The 13101-nt window shown below is 70.5% G+C and carries 4 protein-coding genes; 3 read left to right on the top strand and 1 reads right to left on the bottom strand.

Features of this window, described 5'->3' with window-relative positions:
- Window positions 1-6: 6 nt before the first annotated feature.
- Entirely contained in the window at window positions 7-3978 is a 3972-nt protein-coding gene (locus tag NQZ70_RS14485; RefSeq protein ID WP_129574730.1) for a hypothetical protein, read from the bottom strand.
- An 800-nt stretch (window positions 3979-4778) separates the two neighbouring features.
- Here NQZ70_RS14485 and NQZ70_RS14480 point away from each other — a divergent pair.
- The 3 genes from NQZ70_RS14480 to NQZ70_RS14470 all read left to right on the top strand — a co-directional run bounded on the left by NQZ70_RS14480 (window position 4779) and on the right by NQZ70_RS14470 (window position 12880).
- Complete coding sequence (locus tag NQZ70_RS14480; protein WP_129574729.1) at window positions 4779-5648, top strand: hypothetical protein; 870 nt, start codon at window positions 4779-4781, stop codon at window positions 5646-5648.
- Between the two features lie 285 nt (window positions 5649-5933).
- A complete protein-coding gene (locus NQZ70_RS14475) occupies window positions 5934-12608 on the top strand; it encodes an RHS repeat-associated core domain-containing protein (protein ID WP_129574728.1) in 6675 nt (2224 codons plus the stop codon).
- The gene (locus NQZ70_RS14470) at window positions 12605-12880 is read left to right on the top strand and encodes a hypothetical protein (RefSeq protein ID WP_129574727.1); all 276 of its coding nucleotides are present in this window, start codon (window positions 12605-12607) and stop codon (window positions 12878-12880) included. Before NQZ70_RS14475 ends, NQZ70_RS14470 begins: the two co-directional genes overlap by 4 nt.
- Window positions 12881-13101: the final 221 nt, after the last annotated feature.

Here is a 13101-nt window from a genome sequence, read left to right as displayed (position 1 = left end):
CGCCCCTCACTCGCTCGCCGTGGGCCGCAGCATCAGCCACCCCTCGCGGAGCTCCTGCGGCGCGGCGAACGCGGCGCGGGCGTTCGGCGGCGCGAGCTCGCTCGTCTCGGCCCAGTCGCCGCCGGCCTCCTGCGTCACCCACGACCACGCGTGCCCCGGCTGCCGCGGCACCTCCAGCCGGAGCGCCCCCTGGTCCGTGAGCAGCGGCGCCGTCAGGAAGCTGACCTCCATCGCGTCGAGCGCCTCGCGGTAGTGCGCCGGCGACAGGCGGAGCTGCGAGCTCGGCAGCACGCCCGTGGTCGCGTGCACCTGGCCCCCCGGGTCGAGCAACATCGTCACGCGCTGCTCCGGCCCGCTGGGCGTCCGCTCGACGTGCAGCGATCCGTCGGCGTAGGTGCGGATCTTGTCGTGCCCGACCGCGCGGAGCTGCGGCGAGTAGAACACCCCCTCCGCGTACGACCCGTCGTCCTGCTCGAGGAAGTAGCCCACGAGGCCGTCGTCGAGCTGCGCGAACTCGCCGAGGCGCACGGGGATCTTCACCTGCTCCAGCCCGCGGGTCGTGGTCGTGCCCTCGCCCGCCACGTCGGCCACCGCGCTCGGATCGAAGGCCGGCGGGCCCTGGAGCTCCAGGGCGAACGCGGCCCGCACCACCGCCACGGGCCGCGCCACGAGCAGCGCCCGGCTCGGGTTCGCGGCGGACGCCTCGGGATCGATGGTGTCGAGCGCCGTCCGCTGCGCCGAGAGGAAGAGGCGTAAGAACTCCGGGCCCTGAGCGCGCACGTGCTTGACCACCCGATCGAGGTGAGCGTTCGGGAGCTGGAAGTCGCCGCGCGCGTCCATCCGCACCCGGCCGCCGCTCTCCGGCGCGGTGCGCCACGTGCCGCCGCGGTCGACGGCGCCGAGCGCGCGGCCCTCCTTGTCGTAGACCGCGAGCGCGCCGTCGAGCGTGTTGACCAGCAGGAAGCCGCAGACCGGGTTGGTCTCCGGGTGCTCGCTCGTGCGCTGGCGCGCGCCCTCCAGCGGCTCCGCCGGCAGCCACTCGAAGCGCAGGCGCGCCGGCTGCGCCAGCCGGGGCGTGAGCAGGACGTGGTAGAGGAGCCCGTCGAGCGGCGTCTGGTCGGTCGTGGTGATGACCTTCGCGTCGCCGGACGACTCGAGGTCGACCACGTCCTTCGCCTGCCCAAAGGTGTCCACCAGCGTCAGGCCGGTGATCGTCATGGCCCCGGCGCGCAGCGGGTTGAAGCGGTCGAACGCGAGCGGCCGGCGCTGGATGCTGCGGCCCATCACGTCGCGCGCCGTATCCGTGTAGAAGAGATCCTCCGAGTCGTCGCGGGCCGTGGGCAGCGCGATCGCGAGCTGCATCGTCGGCTCGCGCAGGAGCAGCACCTTGTTGAAGTTGCCGAGCGACTGGGCCAGGCACGGCGCCCGCTCCAGCTCCTCGTAGGCCCACAGCGCGGTGAACACGGGGTCCTCGATCCCCGGCGCCGGCGTCGCCTGCCCGAGATACCACGCCTTGATCTCGGCGAAGTGCTGCTCGAGGTAGCCCTTGCCTCGCTCGTCATCGGGGACGCCGTGCGCCTCGTAGTAGTCCTGGACCACGCCGTGATCGAGGTAGTGGACGAGGCGCTCGCGCACCTCCAGGCCCGCCGACGGCGTCAGCAGGCTGACGCCCGTGTAGCTGCTGACCATCGACGAGAAGCTGTCCTCCTGCCCCGGCAGGAGGGCGTGGTCGACCGCCTGCGTGTCGAGCTTGTAATGCGCGCGCACGAGCTCGGGGTCGTAGTCCCCGTTGGCGTCGCGGCCGCAGGAGGCGACGTGGAAGGACCAGTGCATCAGGAACGGGTTCCACGGCGGCTCCGCCCAGACGCCCCCCTCGTCCGCGCCGAGCCCCGCGAGGTAGGCCTGCAGGGCCGCGACGGTGGCGTCCGGCAGCGCCGCGAGGTCGAGCGCCGCGTCCACGCGGTCGCACGGGAGCAGGTCGGCGGCGGCGGCGCTGCCCTTCCAGATCGCGCCCGCCGCCGCCTCGCCCGTGACGAGCAGGACCGGGTCCGCCGGCTCGAAGTAGGGCGCCGCCGGCAGCGCGCGCACGACGAACGGCGCGGCCGCCCCCGCCTCGGTCGCGTTGTGCGCCAGCACGGCCGATTGAAGCGCCTCGAGCGCCGCCGCGAGCCGCCCCGCGATCGACGACGCCGACGGCGGGATCTCCAGCAGGAGCCCCTCGGCGTCCGCGCGTACAGGGTAGACGACCCCGCGGTCGTGGATCTCCCACGCCTCGTCCCGCTGCAGCACCCTGACCGTGTGATCGGCGGACAGCCTGAACGCCTCGTCGATGCAGTTGGGGAGCTCGACGGGCCAGACCCAGTAATCGTCGCCCGACTCGTCCAGATCGAAGGGGGCACCCGCGTTGAGGCTCTCTACGTAGTCGGCGTAATAGCTGCTCAGGCGGGAGACGATCCTGTGAGCCACGGGCTCGACGTGGGCGCGGAAGCCGCCGGTCGCCTCGTCCTGCTCGAGCGCCAGCTGCCCCAGGGAGGTGCGCCGGCGCCGCACGGGCACGACGTAGCCCTCGAAGAAGTTGACGCCCACGACCTCCTTCGCGTTCACGAGGGCGTGCCAGCGGACGTACATCCGCTGGCGCAGGTGCTCGAGCTCCTCGAGCGCGCGCTGGTGCTCGTCCTGGAGCGTGTTCAGCGCCTCGAGCAGGCCCGCCCACGCGGCCGGCTGCGTCCGCGCCGCGCGCGCCGGCGCCCGGCGCAGCCGCGCGAACAGGTCCCCCGCGCCCTCGGTCTCCGGCTGGACCGCCCACCGGACGCCGGCCGCGTGCGAGGCGAACCCCCGCTCGTGGCGCGCCTCGTAGAGGATCGCGTCGAGGTCGAGCCGGTGCCCCTCCAGCCGGTCCGCGAGCTGCAGCGCCTCGAGCTGGTCCTCGATGAGGCGGCGCTTCGCGAGCGCTTCCTCGTTGGTCTCGCCCGCATGCAGGTAGGCGAGGTAGGCGGCCAGCGCCTCCGTCTCGGTCTGCCCCACGGCGAGCGCGGGCGGGGGCAGGTCGCGGACGACATCCCGCGCGGCCCGCGCGCCCGGCGCGAACGTGAGCCGCGCGTGGAAGAGCGTCGCCTGCGGCAGCGCCCCGCCGGGCGGGTCCGCCGCGAGCGTCCACTCGAGCTTCTCCTCGAGCAGCGCCTTCAGCTTCGCCGGCGTGTCGGCCGCGGCGAGCAGCGGGGCCAGGCAGTCGCGCGGCGGGTCGCCGTACCAGCCGATGACGTCGTAACGCAGCCCCGCTGGCGGCGTGCGCGTCGGGAAGTCCTCGTCCCGGAACCCGAACACGGTGCGGCAGTTCGGGTAGAACGACGCGAACGTCGCCCGCACCGGATCGAGGACCGCGACCTCCGTCTCGGGCCCGACGGCCGTGAGCGCCGCGAGGTGCTCGTGCTCCGGATCCGCGCGCGTCGTGCGCCACTCGGCGAGCGGCAGGGCGCGCCCGAGGAAGCGATAGCGATACCCCTCTCCCGGCGCCGGATCGGGCACGGCCATCACGTTGACCGGCGCCTCCCCCTCGCTCTCGATCTCGTCGCCCCAGCCTTCCGGGTAGAGGTAATCGCTCTCCACCACCCACTGCCGCTCCGGCTCCCCCCCTCCGCTGCGCAGGACGAGCCAGCGGTTCGGCACCTCGGGGAACCGCGTCCCCTGCGCCTCGTGCTCCCCCCGGGCCAGGGCGTCCGGCAGGAGCCAGTGCAGGTGGATGCCGGGCAGGAGCGGCAGATCCCGCGAGAACGGCGGCGCGAGGATGTGCTCGCTCAGGTTGGGGTTGTCGTCGTAGTCGACCCCTCCGGCCCTGAACGGCAGCCGGCGGTAGTCCGCCATGGCCCGGACCACACGCCTCCTGTCCCTGGCGGCGTCGTCGTCGCCGTCGTCCAGGCACATGGCCTGTAGCCGGAGAGGAACCCGGAGAAAGCGCTGCGCGTTGCTCGTTGCCGTCATGTCTGCCCCGCTCCGCGATCCGTCGATCGGGGTTGTTGGTGAAGCGTCGTCTGGTGGGCCCCGCCCTCGCCCCGAACGCAGGGCGGCGACCGGCGAGGTGCGCTGTCGGCGCATCGCCGATGGACGCGTTGTACGTAGCCGCGGGCGCCGGGCCGCTTCTATGGGACCTTGGTCCCATGGCGGTAAGCGCCGCACCACCGCCGCGCTGCCCTCGACCCACTGGAAACGGTCCGGGAAAGGCTCCCGCGCTGCCCTCGACCCACCGGAAACGGTCCGGGAATGGCTCCCGCGCTGCCCTCGACCCACCGGAAACGGTGGAGGGAATGCTGCCGCGCTGCCCTCGACTCACCGGAAACGGTCCGGGAAAGGCTCCCGCGCTGCCCTCGACCCACCGGAAACGGTCCGCGCAGGGCCGCCGCGCTGCCTTCCTGCCACCGGACACGGTCCGCGCAGGGCTGCCGCGCTGCCTTCCTGCCACCGGACACGGTCCGCGCAGGGCTGCCGCGCTGCCCTCGACCCGCCGGAAACGGTCTGAACAGCTTCGCTGAGCTTGTCCTCCGAGACCGGAACCGCTCCTGGCAGGGCTGCCGCGCTGCCCACGCGCAAGCTCACGAGCTCGGGCGGCCTGTCGTCAGGATCTTGCCAGGCGCGTTGACGCATGGAGACGCGTCGTTATGCCTGCCCGGAACGTCCGGCGCGCGCCGGGCGCTCACGACAACATCCATCGCGGGGGGTAGAGGGCGTGTCCTTTCCTGTCCTCCACGGCTCGGCGATGGAGACAAGCGAGAGGTAATCCCCTCATGGCGAAATCTTCTTCGGTCAAGAAAAAGCCCGCTCCCAAGAAGCCCTCGGCCCCGCCCCAGGCGGCGGCGGCCTTCGACAAGGCGCTTCCCGAGATCGAGGCCCTGAGCCCGGATCGGCTCATCCCCCTGAACCTCGACGTTCCCCGCGTGGTCTCCCAGGTGCTCGGCGTGCTGCCTGGCCTCCGCGCGCTGCGCCCCGCCATCGCGGAGCACCTGCCGACATTCGAGCTCGCACGGCTCGATCGGCTCGAGACCTACGCGCTCGCCGCCTGGTATGCGCACCTCCTGTGCCTGTCCAGCGGAGATGCCGAGAGCGCGGTGAAGCCGCTCCTCGCCGAGGCGGCTCGGCTGCGCGAGAACCTGCTCGGCGACGCCGAGGCGCTCGCTCGCCGCGGCCTGCTCGACGCAGAGGCGGTCGCGGACATCCGCGCGGGGCAAGGGCACATCGACACGGCGAACGACCTCGTGGCGCTCTCGGCGCTCTTCAGCGCGAGCTGGTCCGAGATCGCCGGCAGGACGGCGGCGACCGAGGAGGAGGTGAAGCGCGCCGGGGAGGTCGGGCCGCAGCTCCTCGCCGCCCTCGGAATCAGGGAGCACGGCAATGGACCCGGGCCGACCGAGGCCGCGGACAAGCGGGCCCGCGCCTTCTCGCTGCTCGTCCATGCCTACGACCAGATCCGCCGCGCCGTCGCCTACCTGCGCTGGGACGAGGAGGACGCGGACGCGATCGCCCCGTCGCTCTACAAGGGGCGTACGGGCCGCGCGACGTCGTCCACCGACACCACGACGGCGCCGCCGGACGAGGCGCCGGCTGGGCCGGCGGCGGTCGCAGGAGGAAGCTCATCGAGCGCTGCATCATGGTCCTAGTGATGGCATGGTCGCCCCCGCTGAGCGCCGCCAGGGCCACACCCAGGGCGATGGGCGGGCGATGATATTGATGCAGCGTCCGATCGATCGGGCCTTGCTGCGCCTCCAGCGCGGACGGCCGAAAGCGTTTTCGGCACAGCGCAATGCCTGTTGCGCATGGACGTCAACCGAGCACAGACACCCTGATGAATGCCTAGAGCTCAGCATAGGGAAGGGGTACCGGCTCAAGTCATCGCTTGACTCGGGTCGCGGCGCCATGGCCTCCTCGGTGCGACGGAGGCTGCAATGGCGCTCGTTCTGCGGTATGTGCTGCGGGCCCTCACCCCGCTCTTGATGTTTCTCGCCTGCGTGCTCGCGCAGAGCGGGTGCCAGTGCATCTCCGGCGACCCGCCCCTGGAGCCGCCTGGCCTCGTCGCCTGTCGGACCCAGAGCGCACGCAGCCCTGCCGCGGCTCGCCCCGCGCCGGAAGTCGAGACCGTCGCCGCCGGCACCATCCCGGGGACGTTCTCCATCACGAGCACCGGGGAGGCCGTGTACACCATGGATCTGGCCTCCCCTCCGCCGCGCGCGGGCATGGGTCCTCGGATCGAGCTCGTCTATCGCAGCGACGGCGGCGACGGTGTGCTCGGCGCCGGCTTCTCGATCGCCGGGCTGTCCGCGATCACGCGATGTCCGAAGAGCCTCGCGCAAGACCGGGAAATCCGCGGCGTGCGGTACGACGGCGACGACGCGCTCTGCCTCGACGGCCAGCGCCTCGTCCCCGTGGGAGAGGGGCCGGGAACCATCGAGTACCGGACGTTCCCGGAGTCCTTCGTCAAGGTGGTTGGGCACTACCCTCCGGAAGGTGGTGCGCCTGCCGAGGCGCTCTTCTTCGAGGCAACCCTGCCCACCGGCCGCGTCGTCGAGTACGGGCGCACCGAGGGCAGCAAGCCGCTCGCGCGGGGCGGCGTCCCGCGCGCCTGGCTCGCGAACAAGGCCCGCGACGGCCGCGGCAACGCCATGACGTATGCGTACTGCCTCGCTGAGGCGGAGGACGGCCATGCTGCCGAGTACGCGGTCGACGAGATCCGCTACACGGCTTTCGAGGGAACACCGTCGCTCGAGCCTTCGCGTGCGGTGCGTTTCGTGTACGCGACGAAGGATCCGGCCGCCATTCGCACCGGGTACTCGGGCGGCATGGCGCTCCAGCGCTCGCTTCGCCTCGAAGAGATCCAGATGCTCGGTCCCGGCGACGCGCTGGTCCGGAGCTACGGATTCCGCTATGAGCTCAGCCCGACGACGAGCCGTACCCTCCTGACCGAGGTCGAAGAGTGCGCGAGCGACAGGGTCTGCAAGCCTCCCACACGTTTTCAGTACAGCCACGCGAAGCCCGGATTCAAGCGGGTGACGACGGAGATCGACGAGCCGGTCTCCGAGAGGGCGAGCCCGATGGTGTTCGACATCGACGCCGACGGGCGCGACGACCTCGTGATCCCGGACATGGTCGCGGGGCTCAGCACACCGAGGAATCCGATCACCGCGTGGCGGGTGGCGCGAAACGTCGGGACGCGCGCCTCGCCGTCCTTTCTCGCACCGGCGGAACTCGCCTTCCTCGAAGAGTGGCCCACGGTCGCCGATCCGGTGGGACCCTCCGATCCGGCCCTTCTTCAGCCCGAGCTCGGGACGGTCCTGGACTACGACGACGATGGGCGGATGGACATCCTGCTCCACGACGTCTATGGCACCGAGGTCACGTGGCATGTGCTCCTGTCCCGACCGGATTGGACCTTCGCGCTCCATGACACGGGCATCCGCAGGCCCTTCCCGCTCGGGGGCACGCCCGCGCCGCCGAGCTTGAGCAGCCCCGGCGCGTCGATGCACCTCGCCGATCTGGACGGCGATGGCGTGCCGGATCTGATCCAGTGCGAGGACCACGCCCGCGAGGGACAGGCACCGCTCCCGCTCGCTGCCGTGTGGGCCGTCCACCCCTGGCGCCCTGCGCGCGGCGCGACGCCCGCGGGCTTCGACCCCGCGGGCGAATCGATCGAGCTGCTCACCGGCTATCCCTGCGATACGGAACTCCATGCGCTCGACATCGACGCCGACGGCAAGATCGATCTCGTCGTGCCGGCCCTGCGGCGGTTCGGCGACGGGACGGTCGTCGTCGGATCGAGCTACGACGCGATCATGCGCCGGGGCGAGAGGCGCTGGGAGGTGAGCGACACCGAGCTGCCCGTCGTGTGGCCCGGGGGCCGCGTCGTCTTTCTCGACGTGAACGGCGATGGGCTGCCCGATGCCGTCGAATCCGGCCCGGGTGATCACCAGCTCTATACCTACTTCAACACGGGGCCGACCTTCGTGGCCTCGCCGTTCCGGACCGTGGACGCGTTCAGCTTCGGCGATCTGTTCGGTCTTCCCGATCAGGACGCGTTCTTCCGGTTCGCCGCGCCGCTCGACTTCAATGGTGACGGGCTGCAGGATCTCCTCATGCCGGTTCCACCAGGCATGCTGCTGGGCGGCTCCGACGCGCTCCCGTCCTGGGCCGTCCTGCTGGCGACCGGCGACCGCGCTGGGCCGCCCTTCAGGCTGGTCGACCCGGGGCTGCCGTTCGAGGCCAGCCTCGGCGACGCGGTCACCCTGGCCGATCCGCGCGGGGCGCGCACCGGCGACGTCGACGGGGATGGGGCCCAGGACGTGATCCTGTCGCTCGGCGGCGTGTTCAACGTCTTCCAGAACCTCTCGGCCGATCAGGACCTCCTGGTCGCGGTCTCCGACGGGATGAACGCGCACGACCCGGCCGAGCCGGACTTCGTGCCCAATGTGAGCATCTCGTACGGGCATCTGACCGACGCGTCGGTGGCAACGGGCGACGGAGCGGCGGATCCGGCGCGGGAAGGCCCGCTGTACGTCGCGCGTTCCGGCGCGGCGGACGACTGCGGCTATCCGCGGCGCTGCGTGGTTGGGCCTCGGCGGGTGGTCAGCGCGTACGCCGTCAACAACGGGACGGACCGACCGCGGCGCTTCGAGGTCAGCTACCGCAACGGGCGCTACCACCGGCTGGGCCGTGGATTTCTCGGCTTCGGCGAGCGGATCGTCACCGACCTGGATACGGGCGCCGCGACGCTCGACGTGTACGATCACGCCACCTTTGACGACGATCTCCAGGTCTTTCCCTTCGCGGGCAGCGTCCAGCGGACATGGCGCTGGGCTCCTGGGCTGGCGAGCCAGCCCAGGCCGGAGCAGATCGAGCTCTCGTTCGTCGACGTGACGCGGACGCTCGTTCCGACGAACGACGGCGCGACGTACTTCACGCTACCCACCGAGCGCCGCGTGAGGCGAGCGCAAGGGATCTATCCACCCCCGAACGGCGCGACGCCGACCATCGAGGCGTACGTGCGGGAAGTCGAGGCCGGAGGCGACGGCGCGACGCTGCTGCAGGACTCGGTGTCGACGGTGACGGACTTCGACACGTTCGGCAATGTGCGCGCCGAGGAGGTCTCGACGAGCGGCGTCGACCTGACGTTCAAGGTCACGCGGACGTTCAAGAACGACACCGAGCGCTGGGTCCTCGGCCAGCTCGAGACGCAGAAGGAGTGCAGCGCGGCGGCGGGAATGTCGCAGTGCCGGACCCTCACGCGAACGACCACGATCTACGGCGAGGTGGAGACCGAGTCCACCGAGAGCGACGACGGCCTGCCGGACACGAAGCTGACGATCGCCTATGCGCGGGACGGCTTCGGGAACATCACCGGCGTCACGGCGGAGGACGCCTTCGGGCACCAGCGGACCTCCAGCACGGACTTCGACGAGGAGGGCATGTTCCCCGAGAAATACGTGAACGCGGCCGAGCATACGACCCTCGTGGAGTTCGACGGCGCGCTCGGCGTGCTCCTCAAGAGGGTCGATCCGAATCAGCTCGTGACGACGTGGGCGTACGACGGCTTCGGGCGCCTCGGCGTCGAGACCCGCCCGGATGGCACGACGACGGTCACGCTCTCCCGCACCAAGGACGGCGGCCCGGCGCAGGACGCGTGGCGGGTGAGGCAGCGGCGCACGACGACCGGCGGGGCCGACGATACGATCGAGCTCGATGGCCTCAGCCGCCCGATCCGGTGGTGGTGGTACGGGCCCGAGCCGGAGCCGGCGCAGGGGGCGAGCGGTGCGAAGCGCATCATGCACGAGATTGGCTACGACGCGCTGGGAGAGCACATCGCGCGGCGCTCGGTGCCGGTCCGCGAAGATACCCCCGAGCGCGAGAGGCTGTACGATCGCTTCGAGTACGACGCGGTAGGCCGCGAGGTGCGGCATACAACGCCGTGGAATGCGGTCACGACGACCGAGTACGATGGCTGGCGCGTGCGCGTCACCGACCCGCTCGATCACGTGACCGTGACCGAGCAGGATCCGCTGGGGCGAACCGAGTCGATCACCGACGCAGCCGACGGGATCACCCGCTACAGTTACGGCCCGTTCGGCATGCTGCTCACGGTCACCGATCCAGGCGATGCGGTGACGCGCACGACGCGCGACGCGTTCGGCCGCGTCCGGCAGCTCGACGACCCCGATCGGGGCACCACGGTCTCGATCCATGACGGCTTCGGCGAGCTGATCTCATCGGCCGATGCGCTCGGGCGAGAAACCGCGTGGGCGTACGACGCGCTCGGGCGACCGCGCACGCGCGTGGACCAAGAGGGCGCCGAGGAGGGCGCCGAGCGCGTGACGACCACGTGGACCTGGGACACCGCGGCGCACGGGATCGGAAAGCTCCACGCGCTCGCGAGCCCTGACGCGGAGAAGACGTACGGGTACACCGATCGCGGCCAGCTCGACACGATCTCACTCCGCATCGACGGCGAGCGCGCTCCCCTGGAGGCCAGGCTGGGCTACGACGAGCTCGGCCGCGTCGAGGCGGTCACGTATCCGGCGCCGGCCGGCGCGGCGCCGTTCGTCGTGGTCTACGACCACGACGCGCATGGCCACGTGATCGCCGTGCGCGACCGCGGAACGGGCTCCGCCTACTGGCGACTGACGGAGGTGGACGACGCGGGGCGCGTCCGGGAGGAGGTGTTCGGCAACGGCGTCGTCACGGAGCGGAGCTACTTCGTCGACAAGCAGCGCTTGAGGCACGTGGCGACGCAGAGCGGCGCGGCCAACGTGCAAGACCTGGACTACGGATATGACGATCTCCTTAATTTCACGCGCCGCACAGACGCGCTCCAGCCCGAGAAAAGAACGGAGCGCTTCCGTTACGACCCGCTCCAGCGGCTGACCTGCGCGTACTTCGGCGACGTCGAGAGCGCGTCGGCGCCCTGCGCGCTCCGGTACGGCCACGACACGAACGGCAATCTCACCTTCAAGTCGGACGTCGGAACGCTCTCGTACGATGACCCGCTGCACCCGCACGCGGTCACCGGCGCGGGCACGGACAGCTTCTCTTACGACGCCGTCGGCAATCAGATCGCGCGGCCCGGCGGCACGACCGTGCGTTATACGCCGTTCGACTTGCCGGAGCGCATCACGCAGGGCGCGAGCACCGTCACGTTCGGCTACGACGGCGACCAGCAGCGGATCCGCAAGACCACCCCGGAGCAGGAGACGCTCTACTTCGACGATCTGTACGAGCGGATCACCAAGGCGGCATCGGGCACCGTGGAGCACCGGTACCACGTCCGCTCGCCGGAGCGCGTGGTGGTGATTGTGACGCGAGGAGGCTCGGACGCCGGCACGCGGTACGTGCATGTCGATCACCTCGGCTCGGTCGACGCGCTCACGGACGAGGACGGCGACGTGATCGAGCGGCGGAGCTACGACCCGTTCGGCCAGCGCAGGAACCCCGTGTGGGGAGAGCCCGCGCCGGCGTCGTTCTCCAGCGAGACGACGCAGGGGTTCACCGGGCACGAGAGCGACGACGAGCTCGGGCTCGTGAACATGAAGGGCAGGCTCTACGATCCCAAGATCGGGCGGTTCTTGACCACGGACCCGATCGTTTCGATGCCGTCCTTCGGGCAGAGCTGGAATCCATACAGCTACGTGCTGAACAACCCGCTCGCATACGTCGATCCGGGCGGCTTTCAGGAAGCGCTCCCGGAGGCCGGGGCTCGCTCACCGCTGCCGGCCGGCGCGGAGTTCACTTGGCAAGTGCTCGACCTGGCGCCGATCGGACTCAAGCTGAGTGTCGTCCCGTCCTCAGAGCACGAAGCGCGCGCCGACGCCGATAGTAATATCGTGGCTGCCGAGACGGGCGGCGCCATGCCGCCCATCGACGTCAGCACGACCGGTAGCGCGTCCGGGTATGTGCCGCAGCCGGTGACCACGGCGCCGATCGACTGGTCGCAGAATCCCTATGTCCAGATCGAGGGAGGGTTCGTCGCCGGGTTGCTGCTGGGGGCGGTTCCTTTCGCCGGCGTGGGTCATGAGCTGCTGGACGCCGCAGGCGTGCTGGCCCCTGGGACGCCGCAAGCCAGGATGGGCCTGGCTGTTGGGCAGATCGTGGGTGGGCTCGCCCTCACGATCGGAGGCTTGACGGGGGAGGTCTTCGGGGGCATCACGAGCGCCACCGGAATCGGCGCGGCGATCGGTGTGCCTGCGATCGCGGTGTCGACCGGGCTCGTCGTCGGTGGAGTCGGGAACATCGCAGCGGGGATCCAGGGGTTATCGCAGGCGCTGATGTCGCAAGGGTCGGGGAGCAAGGGTCCGCAGGGGACGGCGCCCACTGCAACGGAGCGAGGACCGCGGAGGTTCTCACCCGAACAGCGCGAACGAGGTCTTGAACGTGCCCGAGACGCGGATGGTGTGCCACGGTGCGAACACTGCGGCACTGAGCTAACGACAAAACCTGGGGAACCCAATACCTACGAGGCAGATCATCGCATTCCGTATTCGCGTGGAGGTCCAACGATGGACAAGAATTTGGATCCCACATGCCGCACGTGCAACCGATCGAAGGGAGCACAGACGCCCGAGGAGTGGAGACGCCGATGAGCGATCGCGAATTTGCAGCATACGTTTGTGACCACGTATTCGAGGGGAGCCGCCCTGTGCTGCTGGTGGCACACGAAGACGGCGCGTGGCAGTTCTTGTGTGGCGATTCTCATGGCTCGGATGCGATTCCACGGGTGGTCGGGATGAATCACATTCTTGACGCTGACCCTTCATTGCGCGACGTGCTCAATCTGCCAAACAACTGGGAGGCGGAGCGCAGCTCAGTAGGGCTCGCATGGACCAGAACAAGATTAGATCCGACGGCGCAGTGACGATGCGCAGGCGGAGAAACATGACGACTGATCGCAGAACTCCTATGTTCAGTTTGAGGGAGGGTTCGTCGCCAGGTTGTTGCTTGGGTTGATCCCTTTCGGCGTGGGGCACGGGCTACTGGGCGCCGCGGGCGCGCTGGCCGTCACGGCGGCCACGCTGGCTTGCTACCCCATCGAATACGGCTACCCGGGCTGCCCCTACCCCGAGGCGGGCCCGGAGA

It is taken from the genome of Sorangium sp. So ce836, from assembly GCF_028553905.1.
GTDB classification, from domain to species: Bacteria; Myxococcota_A; Polyangia; order Polyangiales; family Polyangiaceae; genus Sorangium; species Sorangium cellulosum_D.
Note: the sequence above shows the minus strand (reverse complement) of the source record. Positions and strands in the feature narration are given on the sequence as shown.